The organism is Hyalangium ruber (genome assembly GCF_034259325.1).
Classification (GTDB): Bacteria; Myxococcota; Myxococcia; order Myxococcales; family Myxococcaceae; genus Hyalangium_A; species Hyalangium_A rubrum.
The window spans coordinates 115,297-140,208 of record NZ_JAXIVS010000012.1; the positions used below are offsets into that span (position 1 = coordinate 115,297).

General features: G+C 69.1%; 22 protein-coding genes and 1 pseudogene. 10 read left to right on the forward strand and 13 right to left on the reverse strand.

Going from position 1 to position 24,912, the window contains the following annotated elements:
* Window positions 1-27: 27 nt before the first annotated feature.
* Both SYV04_RS30360 and SYV04_RS30365 read left to right on the forward strand, forming a co-directional pair.
* A complete protein-coding gene (locus SYV04_RS30360; RefSeq protein WP_321549451.1) occupies window positions 28-522 on the forward strand; it encodes a cytochrome c-type biogenesis protein in 495 nt (164 codons plus the stop codon).
* The gene (locus SYV04_RS30365) at window positions 519-1,496 is read left to right on the forward strand and encodes a tetratricopeptide repeat protein (protein ID WP_321549452.1); all 978 of its coding nucleotides are present in this window, start codon (window positions 519-521) and stop codon (window positions 1,494-1,496) included. Before SYV04_RS30360 ends, SYV04_RS30365 begins: the two co-directional genes overlap by 4 nt.
* A 3-nt stretch (window positions 1,497-1,499) precedes the next feature.
* Here the strand turns inward: SYV04_RS30365 and SYV04_RS30370 are convergent, their stop codons facing one another.
* The 9 genes from SYV04_RS30370 to SYV04_RS30410 form a co-directional block, all read right to left on the reverse strand.
* Complete coding sequence (locus SYV04_RS30370; RefSeq protein ID WP_321549453.1) at window positions 1,500-2,699, reverse strand: GNAT family N-acetyltransferase; 1,200 nt, start codon at window positions 2,697-2,699, stop codon at window positions 1,500-1,502.
* A gap of 25 nt (window positions 2,700-2,724) precedes the next feature.
* A complete protein-coding gene (locus SYV04_RS30375) occupies window positions 2,725-3,903 on the reverse strand; it encodes a DegT/DnrJ/EryC1/StrS family aminotransferase (protein ID WP_321549454.1) in 1,179 nt (392 codons plus the stop codon).
* The gene (locus SYV04_RS30380; protein WP_321549455.1) at window positions 3,891-5,009 is read right to left on the reverse strand and encodes a GNAT family N-acetyltransferase; all 1,119 of its coding nucleotides are present in this window, start codon (window positions 5,007-5,009) and stop codon (window positions 3,891-3,893) included. Before SYV04_RS30380 ends, SYV04_RS30375 begins: the two co-directional genes overlap by 13 nt.
* Before the next feature lie 77 nt (window positions 5,010-5,086).
* Complete coding sequence (locus tag SYV04_RS30385) at window positions 5,087-6,163, reverse strand: gluconeogenesis factor YvcK family protein (RefSeq protein WP_321549456.1); 1,077 nt, start codon at window positions 6,161-6,163, stop codon at window positions 5,087-5,089.
* A gap of 60 nt (window positions 6,164-6,223) precedes the next feature.
* A complete protein-coding gene (exoE, locus tag SYV04_RS30390; RefSeq protein ID WP_321549457.1) occupies window positions 6,224-7,594 on the reverse strand; it encodes a polyisoprenyl-phosphate hexose-1-phosphate transferase ExoE in 1,371 nt (456 codons plus the stop codon).
* A 106-nt stretch (window positions 7,595-7,700) separates the two neighbouring features.
* Window positions 7,701-8,441, reverse strand: coding sequence for a CpsD/CapB family tyrosine-protein kinase (locus tag SYV04_RS30395; RefSeq protein ID WP_321549458.1), 741 nt, complete (start codon window positions 8,439-8,441; stop codon window positions 7,701-7,703).
* Window positions 8,442-8,470: 29 nt separating this feature from the next.
* The gene (locus SYV04_RS30400) at window positions 8,471-9,880 is read right to left on the reverse strand and encodes a GumC family protein (protein ID WP_321549459.1); all 1,410 of its coding nucleotides are present in this window, start codon (window positions 9,878-9,880) and stop codon (window positions 8,471-8,473) included.
* A gap of 29 nt (window positions 9,881-9,909) precedes the next feature.
* A complete protein-coding gene (locus tag SYV04_RS30405; protein WP_321549460.1) occupies window positions 9,910-11,052 on the reverse strand; it encodes a hypothetical protein in 1,143 nt (380 codons plus the stop codon).
* Between the two features lie 50 nt (window positions 11,053-11,102).
* Window positions 11,103-11,675 carry a polysaccharide biosynthesis/export family protein gene (locus tag SYV04_RS30410; protein ID WP_321549461.1) on the reverse strand — a complete coding sequence of 191 codons (573 nt, stop codon included), beginning with the start codon at window positions 11,673-11,675 and terminating at the stop codon, window positions 11,103-11,105.
* Window positions 11,676-12,052: 377 nt separating this feature from the next.
* Here SYV04_RS30410 and SYV04_RS30415 point away from each other — a divergent pair, with 377 nt between their 5' ends.
* Window positions 12,053-12,247 (forward strand): hypothetical protein, encoded by a 195-nt coding sequence (locus SYV04_RS30415; protein ID WP_321549462.1) that lies wholly within the window; start codon window positions 12,053-12,055, stop codon window positions 12,245-12,247.
* A gap of 332 nt (window positions 12,248-12,579) precedes the next feature.
* Here SYV04_RS30415 and SYV04_RS30420 read toward each other — a convergent pair whose 3' ends face one another.
* On the reverse strand, window positions 12,580-13,149 hold the full coding sequence (locus SYV04_RS30420; protein ID WP_321549463.1) for a hypothetical protein: 570 nt from the start codon (window positions 13,147-13,149) through the stop codon (window positions 12,580-12,582).
* Window positions 13,150-13,417: 268 nt separating this feature from the next.
* Between SYV04_RS30420 and treZ the strand changes: the two genes are divergently transcribed.
* The 4 genes from treZ (at window position 13,418) to SYV04_RS30440 (ending at window position 18,624) form a co-directional block, all read left to right on the forward strand.
* Window positions 13,418-15,307, forward strand: coding sequence for a malto-oligosyltrehalose trehalohydrolase (gene treZ / locus SYV04_RS30425; RefSeq protein ID WP_321549464.1), 1,890 nt, complete (start codon window positions 13,418-13,420; stop codon window positions 15,305-15,307).
* Entirely contained in the window at window positions 15,304-17,343 is a 2,040-nt protein-coding gene (locus tag SYV04_RS30430; protein WP_321549465.1) for an amylo-alpha-1,6-glucosidase, read from the forward strand. The genes treZ and SYV04_RS30430 overlap by 4 nt, the downstream gene beginning before the upstream one ends.
* Window positions 17,344-17,413: 70 nt before the next feature.
* Window positions 17,414-18,145 (forward strand): hypothetical protein, encoded by a 732-nt coding sequence (locus SYV04_RS30435; protein WP_321549466.1) that lies wholly within the window; start codon window positions 17,414-17,416, stop codon window positions 18,143-18,145.
* Window positions 18,146-18,195: 50 nt separating this feature from the next.
* Window positions 18,196-18,624 (forward strand): EVE domain-containing protein, encoded by a 429-nt coding sequence (locus tag SYV04_RS30440; protein WP_321549467.1) that lies wholly within the window; start codon window positions 18,196-18,198, stop codon window positions 18,622-18,624.
* Between the two features lie 6 nt (window positions 18,625-18,630).
* Here the strand turns inward: SYV04_RS30440 and SYV04_RS30445 are convergent, their stop codons facing one another.
* From SYV04_RS30445 to SYV04_RS30455, 3 genes are read right to left on the reverse strand one after another with little or no spacing between them, the layout of a single operon-like run.
* A complete protein-coding gene (locus SYV04_RS30445) occupies window positions 18,631-19,206 on the reverse strand; it encodes a hypothetical protein (protein WP_321549468.1) in 576 nt (191 codons plus the stop codon).
* Complete coding sequence (locus SYV04_RS30450; protein WP_321549469.1) at window positions 19,203-19,745, reverse strand: hypothetical protein; 543 nt, start codon at window positions 19,743-19,745, stop codon at window positions 19,203-19,205. Before SYV04_RS30450 ends, SYV04_RS30445 begins: the two co-directional genes overlap by 4 nt.
* Window positions 19,742-20,284: an RNA polymerase sigma factor gene (locus SYV04_RS30455; RefSeq protein WP_321549470.1), complete on the reverse strand. Its 543-nt coding sequence runs from the start codon at window positions 20,282-20,284 to the stop codon at window positions 19,742-19,744. Before SYV04_RS30455 ends, SYV04_RS30450 begins: the two co-directional genes overlap by 4 nt.
* Before the next feature lie 183 nt (window positions 20,285-20,467).
* Here SYV04_RS30455 and SYV04_RS30460 point away from each other — a divergent pair.
* The 3 genes and pseudogenes from SYV04_RS30460 (at window position 20,468) to SYV04_RS30470 (ending at window position 24,717) form a co-directional block, all read left to right on the forward strand.
* A pseudogene (locus tag SYV04_RS30460) lies at window positions 20,468-21,464 on the forward strand (ROK family protein).
* Window positions 21,465-21,553: 89 nt separating this feature from the next.
* Window positions 21,554-23,044, forward strand: a complete 1,491-nt coding sequence (locus SYV04_RS30465; protein WP_321549471.1) for a serine/threonine-protein kinase — start codon at window positions 21,554-21,556, stop codon at window positions 23,042-23,044.
* 131 nt (window positions 23,045-23,175) lie between these two features.
* On the forward strand, window positions 23,176-24,717 hold the full coding sequence (locus SYV04_RS30470) for a serine/threonine protein kinase (protein WP_321549472.1): 1,542 nt from the start codon (window positions 23,176-23,178) through the stop codon (window positions 24,715-24,717).
* Window positions 24,718-24,912 lie beyond the last annotated feature (195 nt).

Sequence of the window (24,912 nt, forward strand, 5' to 3'; positions counted from 1 at the left end):
TAGGTAATCCGCGCCCGGGTACCCCGTATGACTGCCGCCCTCCTCTCCCTCGCTCTCGCCGCCGGTCTCGTCACCGGCCAGTTCGCTCCCCAGCAGGCCGGGAGCGATCCTCTCGCGGACCCCGTCCTGGAGGCGCGCGTCCAGAAGCTCGGCAAGGAGCTGCGCTGCGCCGTGTGCCAGGGCGTCTCCATCGCCGACAGCCCGGCCTCCATGGCCCGCGCCCAGCTCGACACCGTGCGCGAGCTCGTCGCCGAGGGGAAGAGTGACGAGGAGATCATCACGTACTTCGTGGAGCGCTACGGAGAGTGGGTGCTGCTGGAGCCCACCAAGGAGGGTTTCAACTGGCTCGTCTGGGCGGGCCCCCTCCTCCTCCTCGTGGGCGGACTCCTCATCATCCTGAAGCAGGTCAAACGTGAGCCGGCGCCCGCCTCCGCCCAGGCCACGCCTGCCGCCACACCGCCCGCGTCCGCCGAGGCGGAGGACCCGTACCTGCAGGCCATTCGCCGGGAGCTGGATCAATGACGCAGCCGACCAACTGGTGGCCGGGACTCATCGCCCTGGCGATCTCCCTGCTCTGCGGAGTCGCCTACCTGCTGCTGCAGCGGGGAAAGAACCGCGCCGCCCCCGCGCCCGAGGCGCAGCGCGACGGCGTGCTGGACGACCTGGACCGGCGCGCGCAGTCGCTCATCGAGCAGCTCAAGGAGCTGGTGGCCGACAAGCACAACCTCTCCCCCGAGCAGTTCGCCGCCGAGAAGTCCCGGCTGGAGCTCGAGGCCGCCGCCGCCCTGCGCGCCCGGGATGAGTACGTGAAGCAGCGCAAGAGCCCCGCTCCGGGGACTTCCGGCTCCACGGCGCCCGCCCCCACGGCCCCGGCGCCCACGGGCTTCGCCGCGACCCACCCGCAGCTCATGGGCGCGCTGTGGGGCGCGGCCATCGTCACGTTCTTCGGGGCCCTGGGCTATCTGCTCGTCTCCGAGCAGCGCCCGCGCGACGAGGGCATGGAGGCCACGGGCCGGGTGCCTCCGGGTGCCGAGGGCGCCCCGGGCCAGCCGCAGGGCATGAGCCAGGAGGACCAGGAGCTCGCCGAGGCCCAGGAGCGCCTGAAGGCCAACCCGAACGATCTGGAGTCCGCGGCGCTGGTGGCGCACGAGATGATCCGGCGCCAGAGCCCCGAGGAGGCCGAGCGGCTGACGAACCGGACGCTCGCCCTGGATCCGTTCCACATCGAGTCGCGGGTCCACCGCGGCGTGCTGCGCGCCATTCGCGGCGATGTGCCGGGCGCGGAGCAGGAGCTGGAGACGCTGGCGGACACCTACCCCGGCGCCCAGGAGGCCCTGCTGTTCCTGGGCTTCATCCACATCCAGTCCGGCAACCGGGCCAAGGCGCTGGCGTACTTCGAGCGCTTCGCCGTGGAGGTGCCGCGCAACATGCAGCCGCCGCAGCTCGAGGCCGCCATCGCGCAGCTCCGCCAGGAAGTCGCCGGCCAGCAGCCCTGAGCCCTACACGGCGGCCCGGCGCCGCCGCAGCCGGCGGATGCGCTCCACCGTGTCCTCCGGCAGCACGCGCTTGAGCACCTCGCGGGCCGAGCGCGCCGCCGACTCGTGGCGGGTGAACCACGCTCCCGCCCCCGTGGAGGCGTGGACGCGCACCGACACCGTGCGCCGCTGCTTCGTCGTCCAGTCGGACTTGTACGTCTCGGTGCCGCGCAGGAAGTCGTACTCGGTGAGCCCCGCCTCGAGCGCGTCCTTGAAGGTCTCGCCCACGAGCACCAGCCCCACGCTCTTGTTGCGCCAGGCCGGGTCATAGCCGGACTGGAAGTAGATGAACGTGTCGCGGTGGACGATGCCGTACACGGAGGCCACGGCCTGGCTGCCCACCTTCATCGTGTACAGGCGCAGCCGGCCCCGCTCGGCCAACAGCTGCGTGGCGTCGCGGTGGAAGGACTCCACGCCCTTGCCCTTGATGCCCTGGGAGCCGCCGTCCGCGGCCCAGCGCGCCGCGTGCAGGCGGAAGAAGTCCGTCATCGGCGCCGCCAGCGCTCCGGGCGCCTCGGTGCGCTCAATGCGGTAGCCCTCCTGCTTCTCCAGCCACTTGCGCCGGCGCAGGTAGTTGTCCCGCCGGCCCGTGCGCTTGAGGAAGGCATCGAAGGGCTCGCCCGGCGTGAACGTCTCGTACGGGCACACGTAGCGGTCGGTGACGCCGACCTCCAGGTCCGGGAAGGTCTCGCGCAGCACCTTCACGGTGAGCGAGTCCTCGCGCAGGTCCGTGAGGTCCAGCACGTCCCAGCTCCCGTGCGTCTCGCGCAGGGCGTTGGCGAAGGCGCGGGTGACGGCCTCCTCCTGGCCCCGGCGGGCCACCACGTCCAGGTAGTCGCTGCCGATGTGCGTCTCGCCCAGGAACGCGAGCCGGCCCACCAGCCGGCCCATGACCCGGCGCAGCTCGAAGCCCAGCGGCATCAACCCGACCAGCGCGCCGGTGCGGTCACGGGCCGTGAAGATCAACGGCCGGCGGTCCGGAGCGATCCGGCGACACCAGGGATAGAGCCACTCCCAGGCGTTGAAGGGCCCCGCGTCGCTCGCGTCGAGCAGCGCGTCCCACTCGGCGCGCATCCGGGCCAGCGTGGAGAGCTCGTGGACGACATCCACCCGCAGCCACTGCGAGAGCTGTGGCTCGGGCGTCACCTCGGATTCACGAATCATCGTGTCGACCTCATCAATCGGGGCTTCAGCCGGTGCGCTTGCGCGTGCGACGGTCCGACTTCACCGCCTCGCGCACCGCCGCGGCCACCGCTGCCATCACCTCGGGCGACAGGTCCTGGTGGCACGGAATCTCCACGATGGAGCGCCGCAACTGCGCCACCTCCGGGAAGGCCGTCGCGTCACACGCCGGGTGGAAGCGCCGCCAGAAGTCGATGGCGTCGATGCCCTGCGCGTGCAGGCTCCCCATCACCTCCGCCTTGTCCTGCACCACCAGCGGATAGAAGAGCGGGCTCACTCCCGGCGGCAACTGGTTGAACAGCGGCGTCGAGATGTCCCGCAGCCGCCCGAGCAGGAAGAAGTAGTTGCGCCGCCGCTTCTCGACGATCGCCTCCATGTCCTGCGCCAGGGCGATGCGCTTGGTCAGCGGGCTCATGCCCAGGTCCACGTGGTCCCGGTTGAAGTGCTGCGTCCCCGTGGCCACGCGCTCGATGTTGGCCGCCTTCACCGTGCCGTGGCCCACGCTCCGGACGAGGCTGCGCAGCCCCCTGCCCATCGCCCCACCCCGCAGCTCCAGGTTCTGGAGCAGCGCGGACACGGTGTGGCTGAACGTGGACACGCTGGGCGGCAGCGGCGGCTCCGGCAGGCTGTACTGCCGAGGGCCGTTGATCGTCAGCGCGCCCCCGTTGGGCACCGGCAGCGTCTTGTACAGGCAGAAGATGCCGATATCGCCCGTCGTCCCCAGCGGCACCGTGCCGTCCGCCGACAGCAGCGACAGGGCGCAGTCCTCGATGAGGGGAATGCCGTGGCGATCGGCGATCTGGCGCATCTCCGCCGCCGGGCCCGGGAAGCCCGCGTAGTGGATGAGGTAGAGGGCCTTGGTGTTCGGGCCGATCTTCTTCTCCACGTCCTCCAGGTCCACATCCCACCGGCTGCCCACGCGGTAGAAGCGCGGCGTGGCGCCCGCGTCCACGACGGCCCCCACCTCCACACCGTGGTGGTAGGCCGGCATCAGCACCTCGCCCTTGTCCAACCCCAGCATCTTCACCGTGAGCCAGACGGCGTTCCGGGCGAAGTAGAAATAGCGCACGTTCGACGCGGCGAACGGCTGGAAGGAGCTCGACCGCGGGCGCCCCAACAACATGCTCGGCCAGAGCGTGGGCAGGGAGGGGACGAACAGCTTCTGGGAAAGCGTCACTTCTTCCATCGCGCCACCACCTCTTTCGCCGCGGGGACCCAGCGGAACTTGGCCGCGCACAGCGCGCGACTGAATGCGGAGTCATTGAAGATGGAGACCCAGGTGTGGCGGCGGACCTTGTCCGTCCAGTCCCGCTTCCACACCATGTCCGGCCCCAGGAAGTCGAACTCGCGCAGGCCGCGCGAGATGCAGTCGGCCAGCACCTCGTCCATCAAGAGCTGGCCCGGGCTGCACTCCTTGAGGCTCTCGTCGTAGCCCGGCTTGAGCAGGAAGTAGCGCCCGCCGTAGGTGAGCCCGTACTGGAAGGCCACCGGCCGCCCATCCAGGCGCAGGAAGTAGAGCGACAGCCGGCCCGCGTAGGCCGCGTCCCGCGCCAGCTCCGTGTAGAAGCCCCGCGTGCCCGCGTCCTGCGCCATCGCCGTGCCGCGCTGGCCCTTCCAGCCGCTCTGCTCCAGCGCGAAGCCCTCCTCCAGCTTCGCCTCCAGCTCCAGGCCGCCCTCCACCCGCTCGACCGTGAGCCGGCCCTTCTCCTCCAGCTTCTTGCGCCGCCGCCGGCAGTTCGCCTTGAACTTGGACTGGAGCGTGGCCTGGTAGGCCTCCCGTGTGGCCGGCAGCGGGACATAGGGCGACTGGAGCGACTCCCACGTCCCCGTCCCCAGCCCCGCGGCGCGCGCCTCCTCGAGCAGGTACCAGCCCGCTCCGCCCTCTGGCACGTCGGTGAGCCGGAGCACGTCCCAGCTCTTGTCCGTGCGCAGCCAGGCCAGGAACATCGCCGCCGCGGCCTCCGGCTCCTGGGCAATCAAGTCGAAGCGGCACGAGTGCGGGTTGGCCGTGCCCGACAACTGCCGCACGGGCACCCCGTACATCGTCGTCCGCTCGGCCATCAGCGGCAGCGCCGCCGTCAGGCGCCCCTCCCCGTCCCGCAGGGTGAGGACCCGCAGCTGGGCCGAAGGCGCGAAGTTATCGATCCAGATGCGCAGGAACTCGTGCCGGTAGAAGAGCTCGTTGGCCGTGGCCTCCACGAGCGCGTTCCACTCCGGCTCCAGCGCCATGAACCCGGCCCGGTCCGATATCTCCTGGACACTCGGGGCGGGCGTGAGCTGTCTGGCTTCCATGTGTGCAGAACTCCCGAACGCGCGGACAGCCCTCGGGGGCCGCCGCGCGCGTGCAAGGTGGGAATGGTCGAAGCCGGCTACAAGCCGCTGCGCGCCATCTTCAGCAGGCAGCGAGCAATCTTCCGGCCGTCGTGTCGGATCTTGGACCCCTCCTTGAGGAGGTCCGCCTCCACGGGGATGACGCCCGCGGTAATCAGCTCGCGGCGATCCACGGGAATCACGTAGGCACCCTTGCGCGCGTAGCGCTGGATGGACTCAGGAGGAGGCGTCGTGCCGTTGATGAGCACCGCGTCCAGCACCGGCCCGGCGTGCTCGATGATGGCGCGGACGTGGTCCAGGCACGTCATGCCGTCCGTCTCCCCGGGCTGAGTCATGAGGTTGGCCACCATGACCTTGAGCGCCCGCGTCTCCTGCAGCGCCTGGGCCACCCCGTCCACCAGCAGGTTGGGAATAACGCTCGAGTAGAGCGAGCCCGGGCCGATGACGATGAGGTCCGCGCTGTGGATGGCCTCCAGCAGCCCCTCGGAGGGCGGAGGCGAACGCGGGCTGAGCGACACCCGGTGAACCCGGCCCTGGGCGCGGACGATGTTGCGCTCGCCCACCACCTCGGTGGCGTCCGTCATCTTCGCCACGAGCTGGACCGGCGCCAGCGTACACGGCAGCACCTGGCCCCGCGCCCCGAGCATCTCCGCGGAGACGCGCACCGCCTCCATGAAGTCGCCCTTCAGCTCCGCCAGCGCGGCGATGAGCAGGTTGCCCACCGCGTGCCCAGCCAGGCCCTTGGCCCCGCCAAAGCGGTACTGGAACACCTCGGCCAGCGCCGTCTTGCCGCCCGCCAGCGCCACCAGGCAGTTGCGGACATCGCCCGGAGGCAGCACGCCCTGAGAGCGGCGCAGGCGACCGGAGCTGCCCCCGTCATCGCTCATGGTGACGACGGCGGTGATGTCCACGCCCGGGTCCCCGGGCTTCGGGTCCGCCTTGCGCGCCAGGCCCCGGAGCACCACCGGGAGCCCCGTGCCGCCGCCCATGGCGACGATGCGCGTGGGGCGTTGCACCTGAGGCTGTAGCAGCTCATTGCGCCCCCGCTGCTGGGCGCGCCTCGCCTCCTCACTCCATGCCTCCTGCAGAGACGAATCCAGATCCATCGCCGACATGCCCCGACCCCTTCCCACCCGCTCCACGATGCCCACTCCACTCACTCGCCAACCGCCCGACTACCGCGCTCCCCTCCCGAGCAGCACGTGCCGCACGGTGTGGAAGATGATGCCGATGTCCAGGAACAGCGACCCGTTCTTCACGTAATACAGGTCGAACTCGAGCTTGTTGCGCGCGTCCTCCACCGAGGCGCCGTACGGGTAGCAGATCTGCGCCCACCCGGTGATGCCCGGCTTGACCGCCTCGCGCAGCCCGTAGAAGGGAATCTGCTTCTTGAGCTGCTCGACGAAGACCGGGCGCTCGGGCCGCGGCCCCACGAAGCTCATGTCGCCCACCAGCACGTTGAGCACCTGCGGAATCTCGTCGATGCGCGTCTTGCGGATGAAGCGACCCACCCGCGTGACGCGGTCGTCATTGGTGCGCGCCCACACCGCGCCGTCCTTCTCCGCGTCGGTGCGCATGCTGCGGAACTTCCACAGCCAGTAGGACTTGCCGCTGATGCCCACGCGCTCCTGGCGATAGAAGAGCGGGCCCTTCGAGTCGAGCTTGATGGCCACGGCCACCAGCACCAGGAAGGGCGAGGCCAGGAGCAGCAGCAGCGAGGCCACGGCCACGTCGAACACCCGCTTGAAGGCCCGCCGCACCGGCGACACGGTCAGCTCATCGGCGAAGGCGAAGTCGCTGGCGCGCAGGAACTGCACGGGGATGCGGCGCAGCACGCGCTCGCAGAAACCCGCCGCGTCATACACGCGCATGCCCGACAACCGGCAGCGCAGCAGCGAGTCCACCCAGTTGGCGCCGCGCATGTCATCGGCGGCCTGCACCACGTACTCGACCTTCAGGCGCGTGGCCATCTCGTCCAACGCCCCCACGCCGTCGCGGCGCGGATCCACCATGGCCACCACGCGGTAGCTGCCCTCGCCACCTTCCTCGATGGCCTTGGCCACGGCGCGCGCCTTGAAGCCGTCCCCAATCAGCAGCACCGGCGAGGGAGCCCCCACCACCGCGCGCAGCGACACGCGCACCGCCATGGTGCCGGCCAGCGCGCCCATCGCGCCACCCAGCAGCGTGCCGGGAGGCAGCTGCACCGGGTACACCAGCGGCACCGCGAGCATCGCGATGCCCACTACCGCCGCGGTGACACCCGCAGCCTTCAGGAAGCGATAGCCGCGCTGCCGATCCTCGGCGGCCACGCGCAGGTCATACAGGTCCAACAGGTACAGCGTGAACTGGAAGGCGAGCACGAACGCCGCGCTCAGCACCAGCAGCGTCGGCCCCATCGCCATCAGCGGCGGCCGAGTCCCCGCTGGCGCGAACATCCACGCGCACCCCGCGGCACCCAGCACACAGGCCAGGGCAATCGCCGAGCTCTCGGCGAGAAAGAACGTGAGTTTCCTGGCAGAGAAATAATGGTGAAAAACCCGAAGCACGCTCAACCCTCCAACCCACCCACCGGAATCGACAGCCCCATCGCGCTCGACAAACCCCCACCGCCCTCCCTGCGCGAGCGGAGAGCGGTGGGGCACCACAACCTCATTACTTCTTGATGTAGTTCTTCAGGTACGGAGTGGTGCTCACCTCCGCCCCGTTCAGCACGCAGCCCAGGAGCGGCGCGCCGCCGAGCTGCTCCACCGCCTGGTTCACCGCCTTGGTCGGCGTGACGTTGGCGCGAACCACCATCATCACCCCGTCGGTCTGGTGGGCCAGGATGCCCGCATCCGCGAAGGGCAGCGTGGGCGGCAGGTCGATGTACACCTCCTCGAAGTTGTCGCGCACCGCCTTGAGGAACTGCTTCATCTTCCCACTGGCCAGCACCTGCGTCGGCTCCTCGGGCGTCCCCCCCGCGGGGATGACCGCCAGCCGCGTGGCGTGGAAGCGCCGCACCACGTCCCGCACCTGGCACTCGTCGTCGGTCAGCAGCTCCGACAGACCCTTCTGGGCACGGATGCCCAGGGTGGTGGCCACCTGGCAGCGCCGCAGATCCGCGTCGATCAGCAGGATGCGCCGATCCGGATTGGCCCGCGCCGCCGCCAGCGCCAGGTTCACCGCCGTCACCGTCTTGCCCTCACCGGGCATCGCCGAGGTGAAGGCAATCACCTTCATCGGCTTCACTTCCCGCATCCGCTCCAGCCGGTAGTACAGCGTCCGGTACTGCTCGGCCGCCGCCGAGGCCGGGGCCGTCAGGGTCACCACCCGACGGTCCACGGCGTTCGGGTTTCCCGCTGATTCGTCCACCCGAGGAAGGAAGTTGCCCGCCCGCTCTATCGTCCTGTCCATTTCCGTCTCCCTCAGTCCTTTTTTCAGCCTCAGTTCAGTGTGGTCGGGGAAGAAATCCCGTTCCGCGTACCGGACGAAGGCATCAACACCCGCTTCTCCGTCTTACCTTGCATGTTCGGGACCACCGCCAGCACCGGCAGGGTGAGCCGCTCGCGCAGCTCGTGCCCGTCGCGGATGCTGTCGTCGCGCATCTCGAGCACCACGCCGGTGAGCACGCCCAGGCCCAGGGCCACCAGCAGCGCGATCAGCATGCCGGCCAGGCGATCCGGCCGAGCAGGCGTGACGGGCACGCCCGCCGGGGAGATGACGTTGAAGAGGCTCTTGGAGCTCTTGGCCTCCAGCTCCTCGGCGATCTCCGCCTCCACCTTGCGCGACACCACGCTCTGGTACTTGGTGCGGGCGATCTCGTAGTCGCGGTTCATCACCGCCAGCTCGTGGGCCCACTTCGGGGTGTTGTCCAGGCGCTTCTGGTACATCTCCGCGTCCTTCTGCAGGCCCTGGATCTCCGCCTGGATGTTCTCGATCAGGGTGCCCACGCGGGTGCGCTCGTTGCGCTCGGCCACCATGCGGCCCTCGGCGTCCTTGCGCTTGCCGGCCATGGTCTCCAGCTCGCTGTTGAGGCGCTTCACCTCGGGGTGGTCCTCCGTCCACGAGGTGCGGGCGGCGACCAGGGCGCGGGTGAGCCCGTTCTCGGCGGCCTCGAGGCGACCGGCCTCGCTGTCCGCGGCGTTACGGGCACGGGCCAGGTCCGAACGGCGGGCCTCGGCCACGCGCAGCTCCTCGGACTTGGTCTGCATCAGGTGGCTGATGCGCTCCAGGCCGCGCATGTTCATCTCGATCTGCTCGGGCAGCTCACCGCCGTGGCGAATCTTGAACTCGGCGATGCTGCGCTCCCACTTGGACACGTCCTGGGCCAGCGCATCCATCTCGCCCTTGAAGAGCTCGGTGGCGCGCCGGGCCTGGGCCTGACGCAGCTTGAGCGTCTCCTCCGCGAAGAGGGCCGGCAGCCGGTTGGCCACCTGCGAGGCCACGTTCGGATCGCGGTTCGCGTACGTCAGCTCGAAGGCGTTCTCACCCTCGACGCGAATCGTGAGGTCCTTGCGCATCTGCGCCACCGCGTGCTCCATCCCCTTCTCGGAGACGATCTCCGGGTAGAGGTTCATCTCCTCGATGGCCTTCTGGAGCACCGGCCGCGCCATCAGCTCCTGGCGCACGGTGAGCAGGCGCTGTTCGATCAGCTCGCTCACGGTGCGCTGCACCATCTCCTCGCCGGGCCGCTGTGGCTCCACGCGGACCACCGAAGACGCCTCGTACATGCTCGGCCGGGTCATTACGACGGCCGCTCCCACCGCGAAAACCGCTGCTGCGATGGCCCCCACCAGTGCCTTGCGGCGCCACAGGGCCACGAGCACCTGGTCCGCCGTCATCCCACGCTCCATGATCCGCTCCTCCTCCTTACACAGGTGCACTACCAAGCCGAGAGCATCAACCGAACCGCAGCGACGTTGCGTGCCAGGTCATCGACTCCGGCCGCTTCCTCGTCCGCGCCCACCTGGGCGATGCGGTCCACAGCCCCTTGCAGCGTCAGGTACCGGTTGAGCCGGTACTCGATGCCGCCTCCCACTGCATACCCTTGCGAAACGAACTCCGTGTTCTTCAGGCTGAAGGCGCCCTCCCCCGGCGCGCGGCCGTTTCGGAAGAAGCTGCCCCCGCCGTACACCGACCACCTGGCGTTGAAGCGCCGCGCGAGAACCAGCGAGGCGTAGTCCGCCCACAACGTGTTGGTGAAGCCGCTGGCGCCCACCAGGTCATGCCCCAGCGTGAACCCCACATCGAACAGCTCCCCCTCGCGCGCCAGCTCCACCGCGATGCGAGGCAGCACTTCCACCTTCCCCGGCTCGGGGCGATAGAGGACGGGCCCACCGCGCAGCGTGAGCGTCGTCGGCCGCGTCAGCCGGTAGCGCAGGCCCGCGAAGGCACCGTGCGCGTCCGAGAAGGAGTCCCCGAAGAGGAAGCCCTGGTAGCGGTACTCGAGCCCCAGCGTGAGCCGCCGGGTGCTGCGGTACCAGGCCTCCAGCGTGGGCGTGTGAACGAAGCCCGGCTCACGGCCCTCCTCGTAGACCTTGGCGCCCTCGAAGGCATAGGTGGCGCGCACATCCAGCCGCTGCGTGACACGGCCCGACAGGCCGAGCCGCGCCTTGCCGTACACGATGGGCTCCAGCGAGCGCGCCAGGCCATCGCGAGGCAGGGACGTCGGATCCGTCACCCGGAAGATGCGGCCGGTGAAGTCCAGCCGCAGCCGCCGGGTCAGCGTGTGCCGCAGATCCAGCCCACCCCGGTGGTCCAGCGTCGCCTTGCCCGAGCCGTGCCGCATCAGCAGGTCCGCGGCGTAGAAGCCCTCGCCCGTGGAGCGTGGATCCTTCAGCTCCAGCCCCAGGCGAGGCGTCAGCTTGGTCATGAACTGACCTTCACCGCCCTCGGCCAGCCGCAGGTCATCGTCATAGCGCTCCTCGGCGGTGAGCCGCAGCGAGGAGTCCAGCACGCTTGCCGCCAGCGCCCCCGGCGCGACGAGCAGCACACATGCCATCAGGAGCTTTCGTACCCCACCCATGTTCGCCACCCTCCTTCCCCGCTCCTCGACCCGCATTCCCTTCACTCGCCTCACGGCACGACGATGGTGTCGCCCGGGCGCAGCACGACGTCCTGGCCCCCATCCGGCGAGATGAGATCGCTGTAGCGCACGGGGATCTGCCCACCGTTGCCGTCATTGCGGATGACGACGATGCGGTTGGCGTTGGCGAAGTCCGTGAAGCCGCCCGCCAGCGCGATGGCCTGCACCAGCGAGACGCGCCCTCGCAGCGGATAGGCGCCCGGATTGGTCACCTCACCGGTGACGAAGATCCGCGTGCTGTTCACCTCGCGGACGATGACCGTCACGCGCGGCTCCTGAACGTACGGCTTGAGGCGCTCCTTGATCTCCTCGGCCAGCTCCGTGGGCGTCTTGCCCGCGGCCAGCACGTCGCCCGTCATCGGCATGGAGATGTAGCCGTCGGGGCGCACCGGCAGGGTGCGAGACAGGTCTCCATCCCGCCACACCGCGACATCCAGCACGTCCTCGCGACCAATCCGATACGGCTGATCCGAGTTGTCCACCTTCGCCACCGGCTTGTGAGCACACCCCGCCAGGAGCAGCACGCCCACCACCGCCCAGAACCTCGCCCGCGTCTTGCTCATCGTTCGCTTCTCCTCCATTTGGTGTGGCTTCCACTTGCTCCCTTGCTCTGCGAGCGCCTGGGAGCGACATGCCATTGGCGGGGTTGCCATAGCAGCCGGCGTGCCACGCCTCCCGGAAGAGGAAAACCATTGGATCGCGGTGGGTTGCGCGGTGCCCTGGGCAGTTCAGCCCCCGGGTTCAGGAAAAATTTCCGGCACGTGACGCCCGATCATTCCGGCGCTTTTTGCCGATCCGGCGTCAGCTTGGGAAAAGGTTTGCCCACGCGGAGCACCTCGGGTGCCCGCACCTCGTCCCTCGGCACGGCATGCGGATTGAAGAGGAGAGAGGCACGATCAATGGCGGGCGAGGTGCCCGCATATAGAGGGGTGAGCGTTCGATGAGGAAGGCGGCGGTGGCGATGGTGGCGGCGTTCATGACGGGCGGCGGAGCAATGGCGGTGCTGGGCACGGTGCTCGGCCCTCTCTCGGAGGCCGCGGTGCTGGGGCTGGTGGGCGTGAGCCTCTACGCGGGCAGCGCGGTGCTGCAGGGCAAGCTGTCGGCCCCGCCCAGCGGCCTCGCCAAGGAGGCGTGAGTCACGCCCTCGCTGGAGAGGTAGGAAGTACAGGCCCCTGAGAGCAAATGTTACGGGCGGGCCGGGGCCTGGCGGCTGCCGGCCCCCCTTCGGAGGGCAGACAGCCTACCGAGCGGCCTTCCCGATGCTCCGGGGCCAGGGGAAGGACATGCGGCAGGTCCTCGGGTGGAACCCCGAGCCTGAACCGCACTCCCCCGGAACGAGCACGCGGCGCACCCCCAGTGCCCACCCGTCTCCCCCTTACAGCGAATGGGTGACGGCACTGGAGTTGGCCGGGCTCAACGCCAAACGGCAAACGGAGGTCTGGTGGACCAGACCTCCGTCGATTCATCTCAGCCGCACGAGTAGGGGCCGTAGATCGCCGAGCCCAGGTAGGTCATCAGGATGTACGAGTTATCGCACTGGTTGTAGAAGCCATCGTAGTAATCGACCACATCGTAATAGCTGCAGCTCGTCGGGGTGGTGTACACGTAGGTGTACCAGAGGCCGATGGTCCCGGGGATGAGGCAGGGATCGGCGTTCAACGTCCCCTCGCGAGCCGGAGCGGCCTCGAACTGCGCCTTGACGGAGATCTGGGGCTTCGCACCCTCGGCCGCCGGGAGCTTCCCCGCGTTGATCTCGCGCTGGATCCGCTCCTGGACGAGGCTCTGGATGGGCGCCGCACCGGTGCTCTTCTGGCCACCGCTCTTCATCTGATGGAGCGCCCCGAGCGCGCGCCGCGCCTCGGGCGAGACCTCGATGCTCGCGGTCTGGACCTTGTCATTCACCGAGAGCGCCAGTTCGAACGTCGCGCTGCGCGACGCCTCGACCGAGGTCTCCTCGGGCATCGGACCGCAGGCCTGGGCCAGCGAGACCATGAAGACAGCCAGGGCCAGATTTCGACAACCACGGATGAATCCCATGTGAACAACCTCTCTTGCAGGATGGAACGGTCGTACCGCTTCACTGGAGGGGTGCTTTCGTGGGGTGCGGCAAAGTCCCCTCGAAATAAAGGGAGCCGGCGAGCGGGAAAATCATGCAGAGAAAATTCAGGAGAGGCGCCAGGACCGGTTTCCAGGAGGGAAGCAGGCAGTCCATCGAGCGGTCCGCGCGGCTGTCCCTCCATGCTTCACGTCAACCCCGGGCGCCCCCAAGTTCCTCACTGCCAGTCGTGACTCGGAGGGGTCTGCTTTGGCTTCCACGACACACTTCCAACTCACCCTGGGCGCCCAACCTCTCGCGGATGGGCGCAGCCACTTTCGAGTCTGGGCCCCTCGGCGCCGCACCGTAGACGTCTGCCTGCATGAGCCGGGAGGGCTGCGCTACCTGCCTCTCGAACGAACCGCGGGCGGTTACTTCGAGGGCACGCACCCCGTCCCCGCGGGAGCGCTCTACAAGTACCGGCTGGATGGGGGCGACACCTTCCCGGATCCCTGCTCGCGCTTCCAACCGGAGGGACCTCATGGGCCCTCGCGCGTCATCGATCCCGGGCGCTACGCCTGGGCGGACAAGGACTGGCGTGGCCTGTCCTCGATGAAGGGCCAGGTCTTCTACGAGCTGCACCTGGGCACCTTCACGCCGGAGGGGACCTACGCGGCCGCCGCGGCGAAGCTGCCCCTGCTCAAGGAGCTGGGCATCACCGTGCTGGAGCTGATGCCCCTGCACACCTTCCCCGGCCGCTACAACTGGGGCTACGACGGGACGACGCTCTTCGCCCCGTGCGCGGTGTACGGCGAGCCGGATGATCTGCGGCGCCTGGTGGACGCGGCCCACCGGCTGGGGCTCGGCATCATCCTGGACGTCGTCTACAACCACCTGGGCCCGGACGGGAACTACCTGGCCCAGTACTCCCAGGGCTACTTCAACCCGAAGTACCCCAACGAATGGGGCGACCCCACCAACTTCGATGATGGCGAGGCGGCGGGGCCCTCGCGGGACTTCTTCGCCCAGAACGCCTGTCTCTGGATCGCCGAGTACCACTTCGACGGGCTGCGGCTGGACGCGACGCAGAGCCTCTACGACGCGTCGCCCACGAACATCGTGAAGGAGCTTGTGGAGAAGACCCGCGCGGCGGCCGGGCGCCGGAAGATCCTCCTCATCGCCGAGAACGAACCGCAAGACGTGCGCATGGTCACCCCGCCCGAGCGAGGCGGCAACGGAGCCGACGGGCTGTGGGTGGACGACTTCCACCACACGGCGCGGGTGGCGGCGGTGGGCCGCTCCGAGGCGTACCTGATGGACTACTGCGGCAGTGCGCAGGAGTTGCTGTCCTGCGCGCTGCGCAACTCGCTGTACCAAGGGCAGTATTACCAGTGGCAAAAGAAGCGCCGGGGCTCGCCGCTGCTGCGCACGCCGCCCGAGCAGGTCGTCTTCTACCTGCAGAACCACGATCAGCTCGCCAACATGCTCCGGGGCCAGCGGCTCCATCAGATTGCCGGGGCGGCCCGAGCGCGCGCGTTGACGACGCTGCTCCTGCTACTGCCTCAGACGCCCATGCTCTTCATGGGGCAGGAGTTCTTCGCCTCCTCCCCCTTCCTCTACTTCGTGGACCACAAGTCGGAGCTGCAGAAGCTCGTCCAGAAGGGTCGCAACGACTTCCTTTGCCAGTTCCCGAGCGCCTGTCAGGCGCTCCAGCAGGAGGGCTACGAGGCGCCCATCGGGGAAGAGGCCTTCCGCGCCTCCAAGCTGAACTGGTCCGAGTGGGATGCGCATTCGGAAGCCCGGGCGCTGCACGCGGATCTGCTGCGGCTGCGCCGGGAGGATCCGGTGTTCGCGGCGCAGGAGCCGAGCAAGCTCGCTGGGGCGGTGCTCGGCCCGCACGCCCTGGTGCTGCGCTACTTCGGCAGCGGGCAGGGGGGCGACCGCCTGCTGCTCTTCAACCTGGGCACGGGGTTGGACTTGGAGCCCTGCCCGGAACCCCTGCTGGCACCAGAGCCGGGAAAGATCTGGCGGCTCCTGCTGTCTTCAGAGCACTCCCGCTACGGCGGTATGGGCACACCCGCACTTCCCGGTGAGGGGCGGGTGCGCATTCCCGGACAGACAGCCCTCGTACTCACGAGCACCGAGGAGAAGACAGCGTGACCTCAGTCGTGGATCCTTCCCCTACCCTGCCCCGCCTGGGCTTCGAGTGGCCTGGTGGCCCGGAGTTCTCCGAAGTCATCGGCCGGGAATGGCTGGTGACCAACGGGCGCGGGGGCTACGCCTCCGGCACCGTGGCCGGCTGCAACACCCGCCGCTACCACGGCCTCTTCATCCCGAGCCTTCCGAAGCGCGGGCGCACCGTGCTGCTCGCCCGTCTGGTGGAAGAGGCCCGCGTGGCCGGCCAGACATACCTGCTGGGCGCCGAGGAGCACGCTGACGGCCAGAGCCACCAGGACGGCGTGGCGGTGCTGCGGAGCTTCTCCCTGGACGGGTTGATCCCCAGCTGGGAATACGAGCTGGGCCCCGCGCGGCTGCGCCGCAAGCTGATGATGGTGCATGGGGAGAACACGCTCTTCGTGATGTGGGAGCACCTGTCGGGGCCGGAGGTCAGCCTGCGCCTGCGCCCCTTCCCCGTGGTGCGCCCGCATGATCTGCCCATTCCCCAGGAGTCCCTCGAGCCCATCGTCCGAATCCAGGGCACGCGGCTGGAGATCCAGGCCTCGTCCGACGCGCCGCCAATGCGGATGCGCGTCCACTCGGCCTGCGCCGCGCCCTTCGTGGGCCTGAGCCAGACGTCGCAGGCGCAGCTCTACCGCACGGAGCGGGCGCGCGGGTACGACCACACCGAGATCCAGCACAGCCCCGGCTACTTCGAGTGTACGGTGGGGCCCGAGCAGACCCTGGCGCTGGGCGTGACGACCGACGACTGGTGGCTGCTGGATCGGGATGTCGCGCAGACCTTCGCGCTGGAGCGGGAGCGCGAGCGCAAGCTGCTCAACCGCGCGCCGGAGGAGGCGCACTGGGGAGTGCCGGCGCGGCTGGTGCTGGCGGCCGACCAGTTCATCATCGACCCGACGCGCCCCGCGGACGACGCCTGGGCGCGCTCCATCGGACAGGACGCGCGCAGCGTCATCGCCGGCTACCACTGGTTCACGGACTGGGGCCGGGACACGATGATCTCCCACGAGGGCCTGGCGCTGTGTACCGGGCGCTACCGGGAGGCGGCGGCCATCCTGCGCACCTTCCAGCACTACGTGAAGAACGGGCTCATCCCCAACTACTTCCCGGACGGGGAGAACGAGGGCGTGTACCACACGGCCGACGCCACCATGTGGTTCTTCCACGCGGTGGACCGGTACCTGGAGACGACGGGTGACGAGGAGCTGCTGCGGGACATGTTCCCCACGCTGGCGAGCATCGTGGAGCACCACCAGAAGGGCACACGCTTCAACATCGGCGTGGATCCGGCGGATGGGCTGCTGCGTCAGGGCCAGGAGGGCTACCAGCTCACCTGGATGGACGCCAAGGTGGACGGCTGGGTGGTGACGCCCCGGCGCGGCAAGGCGGTGGAGATCAACGCGCTGTGGTTCAACGCGCTGCGGCTGATGGCCACCTGGGCCGAGCGGCTGGGCAAGGATCCGAACCCGTACATGGGAGCCGCCGAGCGGGTGTACGGCAGCTTCAACAAGCGCTTCTGGAACCCAGCCACCCACTGCCTGTTCGACGTGGTGGATGGAGAGAACGGGCGAGACGATCCGGCCATCCGGCCCAACCAGGTCTTCGCCATCTCGCTGCGCTACCCGGTGCTGCGGCGGGAGCGGTGGGAGGCGGTGGTGGAGGTGGTGCGCCGGGATCTGCTGACGCCGGTGGGCCTGCGCAGCCTGGCGCCGGGGCAGCAGGACTACAAAGCCAACTATGATGGAGACCTGAGGGCGCGCGACGCGGCGTACCACCAGGGCACGGTGTGGGGCTGGCTGATCGGGCACTACATCGACGCGACGCTGAAGGTGAACCCGGACATCAAGGCGGCGCGCGCGCTGCTGCAGGGCCTGGAGCACCACCTGGAGCACGCGGGCGTGGGGCAGATCAGCGAGATCTTCGACGCCACCGAGCCCTACCGGCCGCGCGGCTGCATCGCCCAGGCGTGGAGCGTGGCGGAGGCGCTGCGCGTCTTCCTGAAGACCCACGTCACCTGAGCCCCCCTCCCTGCGCTCGGCGCGGGGTTCCGGTAGACTTCGGGGACTCTCCCGCCGGAGTCCCCGCGCCATGCAGCTGTCCTGTGAAGTCTGCCACTCCCCCTTGCGTGCGGAGGACGTGCGCCTGGACCTCGCGGTGGCCAAGTGCCACGCGTGCAACGCGGTCTATGACTTGTCCGGGCGCAAGGCGCGAGGGCTGAGCGCCCAGCGCCCGGAGAAGCTTCCACTGCGGCCCAAGGTCGCGCTCCCCTCGAACTTCCGGGTCGAAGAGGATGGCCCCACCACGCGGATTTCCTGGCGGTGGTTCAACCCCCTCACCCACCTCTTCCTGGCCTTCTTCTGCATCGCGTGGGACGGCTTCCTGGTGGTCTGGTACGGCATCGCGCTCAACATGGAGGACAAGCCGATCATCATGATCCTCTTCCCCATCGCGCACGTGGCCGTGGGCGTGGGGCTCACCTACTCCACGCTGACGGGCTTCGTGAACCGCACCCGCATCGAGGTGAACCGCGACCAGCTCACCATCCGCCACGGCCCCCTGCCCTGGCGAGGCAACCAGGATCTGCCGGGACGCCAGCTCACCCAGCTCTACGGGGAAGAGGTGGCCAGGACGAACAAGGGCTCCACGACGTACAGCTACGACCTGCTCGCGCTGGACCGTGAGGGCCGCAAGGTGAAGCTGCTCAGCGGCCTGACCGAGAAGGACCAGGTGCTCTACCTGGAGCAGACGCTGGAGCGAAAGCTGGGCATCGAGGACGCGGCGGTGGATGGCGAGCTCGCCCGACGCACCCACGCCGCCTGAGGCGCACGCCGCGCTCGCCTCTGCCTACTGTATAGGTAGAGTGCGCCGCCATGGCGAAGACCCAGTACTGGCTGATCAAGAGCGAGCCCTCCGTCTATCCGTACTCCCAGCTCGAGAAGGATCGGAAGACGGAGTGGACGGGGGTGCGCAGCTTCGAGGCGCGCAACAACCTCCGGGCCATGAAGCCCGGAGACCTGTGCCTCTACTACCACTCGAACGTGGGCAAGGCCGTGGTGGGCGTGGCCCAGGTGCTCACCGCGCCGGGAGAGGACCCCACCGCGCCGGGAGAGGACTGGGCCGCGGTGAGCGTGGGGCCCGTGGTCGCCTTCCAGCAGCCCGTGGAGCTCGGGACGATCAAGAAGACCCCCGCGCTGAAGGACTTCCAGCTGCTCACCCGCAGCCGGCTCAGCGTGGCGTCCGTCACCGCCGAGCAATTCAAGCTCGTGCTCAAGATGGGGAAGACGGCGCTGCCGAAGTAGCAGGCGCTACTTCTTCTCGCCGCGCGGGGGCGGCGGCGCCTCATCGGGCCCCTGGAAGTGCCGGATGTGGACCTCGCGCCGGACCTCGCCCAGCTCGGCCTCGAGCTTCTGCCAGTTGTCCGGGCCCAGCTGCTGCTTGATCTGCAGCATCAGCCCGATGCGGTTCCTGCGCACGGCCGTCTCCGCGCGCCCCACCGCCTCCACCTGCTGCATCACGGCGTTCTCGCTCGCGTTGGCCGAGCGCAGCAGCTTGTCCAGCTCGAGCTGGGCGCGCTTCAGATCCGCCTCCAGGGTGATGAGCTGGTCGTTCGCCGCGAAGGTGAGATCCTGGATTCGCTGGTTGAGCTCCTTCGACAGCCCGAGCTTCTGCACCAGATGCGGAGGGATGCCATAGGCCGGTGGCGGCAGCGCCACCATCACGGGCGGTACGGGGGGCACGGGCGGCATCGGCGGCATCGGCGGAACCGGGGGGAGATGGCCCGAGTGGCGCTGGATGACGACGTCCTCACGCGGCTGGGCGGCGGCGGGGAGGGCGAACAGCGCCCCGGTGAGTCCGAGGGACAACATGGCTTTCAGGGTCATCGTGCGGGCTCCTGTGTGGGTGAAGCGTGAAGGGGGGCGATGGCCGTCCGGAAGGGGCGATCCTCCAGGGCGACGGTGTCTGGCGGGCGGACCCAGAGGGCGAGCGCTCCAAAGGGCGCGTAGGTCTCGTCCCGAACGCTCGGGTTGCGCCGCGTGTAGCTCTCGACCTCGTCGATCAGCAGGCCGATCGAGGCCGGCTCCACTTCGGAGACGAGCTCCGCCTGGGTGACCATCTCGGAGGCAGGTACCGGCTGCACTCGTGGAGGCATGACGAGCAGGGCCACGGCGGCGACCGCTCCCGTCACGGCGACGCCGGCGAGGGCACGGCGGCGGTGGTGTCGGCGCCGCACCTCGCCCAGCACGGCCTGGCGCGGGATGGGCGCCAGGGCGGGAGGGCTGGCCAGCCTCAGCTTCGAGGCGGAGGCATGCAGGCGTGCGAGCTCACGGCACCGCGGGCACTGGTCCAGGTGGGCCTGGAAGCCCACGGGACGCGGCAACCCTTCGTCCACGATCGCCGCGGCGACATCGTGGCAGGTCATGGCATTTCTCCTTTCATCACCAGCGCATCGACAGCCTTGAGCTTCTGGAGCGCCCGGTGGAGGTGGACGCGAACGGTCCCCCGCCCGATGCCCATGGCCTCGGCGACGGCGTCGAGGTCGAGCCCCTCCAGGTAGCGGAGGGAGAAGGCAGCAGCCTGCTGCGGGGGGAGCTTCCGCAGTTCGCGCCCCAGGGCCCGCCAGCGCTCGGCCCCGGCGAAGGACTCCTCCGGCGAGGGCGGAGGCTCGGGGCCCAGGTCCAACACCTCGCGCAACACATGCCACACCCGCCGGCGACGCAGCAGGCTCATGGCCCGGGACACGAGGATGCGCCGCAGCCAGGCAGGCCCCGCCTGGGGATCTCGCAGGGTGTGGCGCTTCTCGTAGGCATCCGCGAGAGAGGACTGGACGAGGTCCCTCGCCTCCTCCGGATCCCAGATGAGCCGCCGAGCGAGGCCCAGGAGCGCTGCCTGCTGGCCCTCGACGAGCGCGTCGAAGTCGAGCACGGCGCTAGCGCGTGTCCCGATTGACGTCTCGTTCATGGCGGCGGTTTCCCTCAACCCTTTCCTCCCGAGCTGCTTCTGGGAAATGAGGACGCAGGACTGCGAAAAACGGCATACACGCTCGTTTCAAAAGCGCCAAGCGGCTGAAACCTCTAGGGTTTCCATCGGAATCCCAGGTGTACTGGGGTCCTCCGAGTGCGGAGAGGTCCGGAGGAGCACCCGATGACGCAAGCGGCCCGGAGCAATGGAAGGCAGATCCTCGGAGGGCTGGATCTCGGCGGAACGAAGATCCAGGCGGTGCTGCTGGACGCGCGAGGCCAGGTGCTCAGCCAGGCTCGCCGCGTCACCCCGAAGGCGGGTGGGCCGCCGGCCATCGTCGCGGAGCTGTACGCCACATTAGAGGAGGCGGCGCGGCCGCTGAACGTGGAGCCCTCGGCGCTCACGGGCGTGGGGGTGGGCGCGCCGGGCGCGGTGGATGCGGCCTCGGGCACGCTGCTGCAGGCGGGGAACCTGCCCGGGTGGACGGGGCCCTACCCGCTGGCCGAGGCGCTCTCGAAGCGGACGAAGGTGCCGGTGTTCCTTGGCAATGACGTGCAGGTGGCGGTGGCGGCCGAGGCCCGCCTGGGCGCGGGGCGTGGGTACCGCTCGCTGCTGGGGGTGTGGTGGGGCACGGGTGGGCGGAGGAATCATCCTCGACGGGCGGCGATGGACGGGGCGCGGCGCGGCCGGGGAGATCGGCCACATCGTGGTGCGGCGCGGAGGGGCCCGCTGCTCGTGCGGGCGCAAGGGGTGCCTGGAGGCGTATGCCGGGCGCGGGGCCCTGGAGCGCAAGGCGCGCAGGGCCGTCGAGCTGGGACAGAAGACGCGCCTGTTCGAGCTGATGGAGGCCAAGGGCAAGGACCGGCTCACCAGCGGCGTGTGGGCCCGCGCGCTCAAGGAGGAGGACGCGCTGGCCGAGCGGCTCATCCATCGGGCGATCCGGATGCTGGGCGCGGGCATCGCGTCGGCGGTGAACCTGCTCGACGTGGAGGCGGTGATCATCGGAGGAGGACTGGGGAGTCGCCTGGGGCAGCCCTACCTCGAGCGCCTCAGCCACGCGATGCAGCCCCACCTCTTCGTCTCCCAGCGGCCTCCTGCCTTGCGCCTGCTGGAGCTGGGAGAGCTGTCCGGCGCCATCGGAGCGGCGCTGCTCGCCGAGCCCGTGGCCGCGCCGGACTGAGCCCATCCGACAGCCGGAGCGCTCGCCGGGAAGGTGACTTGAAAGAGAGGGCTGATCCGTACCTACTCATGGAGTAGGCTGCGCGGGGGATGGACCTTCCGAGCGCATGCGAGCTGCATCCGGCGTCTCTTCCCGCGGGCACGCGGGTGGGCCACTGGCGCATTCTCGACTGGCGCGGCCGGGGCACTTCCGGCGCCGTCTACCGCGCAGTCCGCGCGGATCTGCCTCACGGCGAGCCCGTCGCTCTGAAGCTGGCTCTCACCCCGCTGGATCCTCGCTTCTCGCGCGAGGTAACCCTTCTGTCGCGTCTCAAACACCCCCACGTGCCGGCAGTGCTGGCGCATGGCCGGTGGGAACACGAGGGGCGCCTCTACCCTTACCTCGTCATGCAGTGGGTGGAGGGCTCGCCCCTCTACGATTGGGCCGCCACGCATAACCCCACCTCGCGCCAGGCCATGCGGGTGCTGGCCCAGGTGGCGCGAGCGCTCCAGGCCACCCATGCGGTGGGGGGCGTTCACCGGGATGTGAAGGGAGACAACCTGCTGGTGCGGGCCGATGGCCAGGCCTGTCTCATGGACTTCGGCTCGGGTCACTACGCGGGGGCCTCGCTGCTCACCTTCGAGCCGCTGCCGCCGGGCACTCCGACCTACCGCAGCCCTGAAGCGTGGCGATTCTCCATCGAGTCCAGCCACCTGCGCACCGCGCACTACCCGGCCAACCCGGCGGATGATCTGTTCGCCCTGGGCGTCACCGCCTATCGGCTCGTCACCGAGGAGTATCCCCCCACCACGGATCCGGGAGAGCACAGCGCCCGCCTCTGGTACCTGGACAGCGCCGGCCCCCGTGCGCCCTGGCGGCTCAACCCGAGGGTGGATCCCCAGCTGAGCACGCTCATCCTGCGCATGCTCGCGGTGCGCCCTGCGTTCCGAGGCACGGCCCGGGAGCTGGCGGGATTGTTGGAGCAGGAGGCTGAGTCCGCGGGTCCTCAAGCGGACCAGCCCCTGTTTGCCGGGCAGCCTTCCCCTCCGGTGCCACCCACGCAGAGGGAGAGCGAAACGCTCGTGTGGGCCGCAGCCGCCCCCGAGCAACACGAGCCACCTGCACCAGGGCTGGTGTGGCTACCGTGGCTGGGGGCTGGCATCGCCATCGTGCTGCTGCTGGTGCTCTGCCTGTGGTGGCAGGCGCTTGCGCCGCGACTGGAGGACAGGCCCGCGATTGCGTACCCATCCGAGCGCCCCGGTCTCGCCGGAGAGTTGGAGGACGGAGGCACCGTGGAGCTGGCACCCGCGGCGCTCACCGCTCCCATCAAGGAGTTCTCCATCCCTCGAGATTGGCCCGGACTCACCCTGGACATCCCCCGAGGGCCGCTACCTGGGCAGCGTCGGCCGGACATGACAGGCAAGTGCCGTCGGCAACGAGAGATCGCCATCAATGGCGGATGTTGGGTCGAGCTCGCCAATGAGAAGCCTCCTTGCGAGGAAGATGGCTATGCCTGGGGGGGAGCTTGCTACTACCCCGTGGTGGACAGTCCCAGGCAGCCCCTGTCCGACAACCCAGCACCGCTCCATGGCGAACACTGAGACGAACTGCCCCTGAAGCCAGCGCATTGGCTGGCAGACAGGCAACCTCATGGATGGTGCTGATCCCTGCCTACTCATGAGGTAGGCTGTGCGCGGCCGAGGTGGCCACTCCCCTCACCGCGAGGCATCGGATGGACCTTTCGCGCGCACCTGAGCTGCATCCGGCTTCCCTGCCTCCGGGCACCCGAGTGAATAACTGGCGCATCCTCAAGTGGCGCGGCCGGGGCACCTATGGCGCCGTCTACCGCGCCGTCCGCATCGACTCGCCCCAGTCCGAGCCCGTAGCCCTCAAGCTGGCGCTCACCCCACTGGATCCCCGCTTCGAGCGAGAGGTGACGCTGCTGTCGCGCCTCGAGCACCCTCACGTGCCGGCATTGCTGGCGCACGGCCAGTGGGAGCATACGGGACACATCTACCCCTACCTCGTCATGCAATGGGTAGAGGGCTCATCGCTCTACGACTGGGCCGCCACCAGCAACCCCTCCTCGCGCCAGGCCATGCGGGTGCTGGCCCAGGTGGCTCGCGCGCTCCAGGCCACCCATGCGGCCGGCGGAGTCCACCGCGACGTAAAGGGAGACAACCTGCTGGTGCGGGCCGATGGCCAGGCCTGCCTCATGGACTTCGGCTCCAGCCACCACACGGGAGCATCACTGCTCACCTTCGAGCCGCTGCCTCCGGGGACTGCCGCATACCGCAGTCCCGAGGCCTGGCGCTTCGCCATCGAGTTCAACCATCTGCGCACCGCGCACTACCCGGCCAACCCAGCGGATGACCTCTTTGCTCTGGGCGTCACCGCTTATCGACTCGTCACCAACGAGTACCCGCCCGCCACGGATCCAGGCGATACCCACTCTCGCCTCTGGTACGTGGACGGAGCCAGCCCCCGTACTCCTTGGACACTCAACTCGAGAGTGGATCCCCAGCTGAGCGCCCTCATCCTGCGCATGCTCTCGGTGCGTCCCGAGGCCCGAGGCACGGCTCGGGAGCTGGCTGGATTGTTGGAGGAGGAAGTCGAGTGCGCGGGTCCCAACGCGGACCAGCCGCTGTTTCTCCGGCAGCCGCAACTGTCCGCTCACGTGCCGCGCCCAGAGGAGAGAGTCGTGGCCCAGCAGCAAGTCGCTGCCGAAAAGGCAGCGGCGGCGCGACGAGAGGCAGAGGAGCTTGCACAGGCTCTGGCTTCCTCCCAGCGTGCCCATCCGCCGGCTCATGGCTGGATGTGGATGCCCTGGCTGGGCGCGGGCATTGCCGTGCTGGTGCTCATGCTGGGAACGCGACAGGAAGCGCCTGGGCCACTCCCTGAGGAGGAAGCGCCCGCCGTTGCACAGACCGAAAGACCAGACGGAGGTAGTAGTGATGGCGGCACCGTGGAGTTAGCCCAGGAGGTCCTCACCTCGCACATGAAGGAGACCGAGCTTCCTCAAGAATGGTTCGGCATCAGCCTGGACGTACCTCCCAAGCCTCTTCCCGGGCAGCGTCGACCCGATAGCACCGGCCAATGTCGGCGGAGGGGTGAAATGACCATCAACGATGGGTGCTGGGTTCAGGTCGCAGGCGTGAGCCCTCCGTGCGATGAAGGTCAGTACGAATGGATGGGTCGTTGCTACAGCCCGGTCTATGCCCCACTCAGGCAGCCCACCTCGAAACAGCCGAAACCAAGCCATGGCACGCAATGAACGTCCGCAGAGACAGGCAATGGTGTGGACGCCCCGGCTGAGCGCGGGCATCGCCGTGTTGGTGCTGACGCTGGAAACGCGCCCTGTGAAGGAGAGCGCGCCCCTACAAGGCTGGTCCAGCATTGCTCTGGACCTGCCCCCCAAGCCTTTGCCTGGGCAACGCCGACCAAACAGCGCTGGGAAATGTCAATCCAG

Bases quoted from the DNA above. Each gene is read 5' to 3' on its own strand.
- SYV04_RS30360 (WP_321549451.1), top strand. From the start codon at position 28: ATGACTGCCGCCCTCCTCTCCCTCGCTCTCGCCGCCGGTCTCGTCACC.
- SYV04_RS30365 (WP_321549452.1), top strand. From the start codon at position 519: ATGACGCAGCCGACCAACTGGTGGCCGGGACTCATCGCCCTGGCGATC.
- SYV04_RS30370 (WP_321549453.1), bottom strand. From the start codon at position 2,699: ATGATTCGTGAATCCGAGGTGACGCCCGAGCCACAGCTCTCGCAGTGG.
- SYV04_RS30375 (WP_321549454.1), bottom strand. From the start codon at position 3,903: ATGGAAGAAGTGACGCTTTCCCAGAAGCTGTTCGTCCCCTCCCTGCCC.
- SYV04_RS30380 (WP_321549455.1), bottom strand. From the start codon at position 5,009: ATGGAAGCCAGACAGCTCACGCCCGCCCCGAGTGTCCAGGAGATATCG.
- SYV04_RS30385 (WP_321549456.1), bottom strand. From the start codon at position 6,163: ATGTCGGCGATGGATCTGGATTCGTCTCTGCAGGAGGCATGGAGTGAG.
- SYV04_RS30395 (WP_321549458.1), bottom strand. From the start codon at position 8,441: ATGGACAGGACGATAGAGCGGGCGGGCAACTTCCTTCCTCGGGTGGAC.
- SYV04_RS30400 (WP_321549459.1), bottom strand. From the start codon at position 9,880: ATGGAGCGTGGGATGACGGCGGACCAGGTGCTCGTGGCCCTGTGGCGC.
- SYV04_RS30405 (WP_321549460.1), bottom strand. From the start codon at position 11,052: ATGGGTGGGGTACGAAAGCTCCTGATGGCATGTGTGCTGCTCGTCGCG.
- SYV04_RS30410 (WP_321549461.1), bottom strand. From the start codon at position 11,675: ATGAGCAAGACGCGGGCGAGGTTCTGGGCGGTGGTGGGCGTGCTGCTC.
- SYV04_RS30415 (WP_321549462.1), top strand. From the start codon at position 12,053: ATGAGGAAGGCGGCGGTGGCGATGGTGGCGGCGTTCATGACGGGCGGC.
- SYV04_RS30420 (WP_321549463.1), bottom strand. From the start codon at position 13,149: ATGGGATTCATCCGTGGTTGTCGAAATCTGGCCCTGGCTGTCTTCATG.
- SYV04_RS30435 (WP_321549466.1), top strand. From the start codon at position 17,414: ATGCAGCTGTCCTGTGAAGTCTGCCACTCCCCCTTGCGTGCGGAGGAC.
- SYV04_RS30440 (WP_321549467.1), top strand. From the start codon at position 18,196: ATGGCGAAGACCCAGTACTGGCTGATCAAGAGCGAGCCCTCCGTCTAT.
- SYV04_RS30445 (WP_321549468.1), bottom strand. From the start codon at position 19,206: ATGACCCTGAAAGCCATGTTGTCCCTCGGACTCACCGGGGCGCTGTTC.
- SYV04_RS30450 (WP_321549469.1), bottom strand. From the start codon at position 19,745: ATGACCTGCCACGATGTCGCCGCGGCGATCGTGGACGAAGGGTTGCCG.
- SYV04_RS30455 (WP_321549470.1), bottom strand. From the start codon at position 20,284: ATGAACGAGACGTCAATCGGGACACGCGCTAGCGCCGTGCTCGACTTC.
- SYV04_RS30465 (WP_321549471.1), top strand. From the start codon at position 21,554: ATGGACCTTCCGAGCGCATGCGAGCTGCATCCGGCGTCTCTTCCCGCG.
- SYV04_RS30470 (WP_321549472.1), top strand. From the start codon at position 23,176: ATGGACCTTTCGCGCGCACCTGAGCTGCATCCGGCTTCCCTGCCTCCG.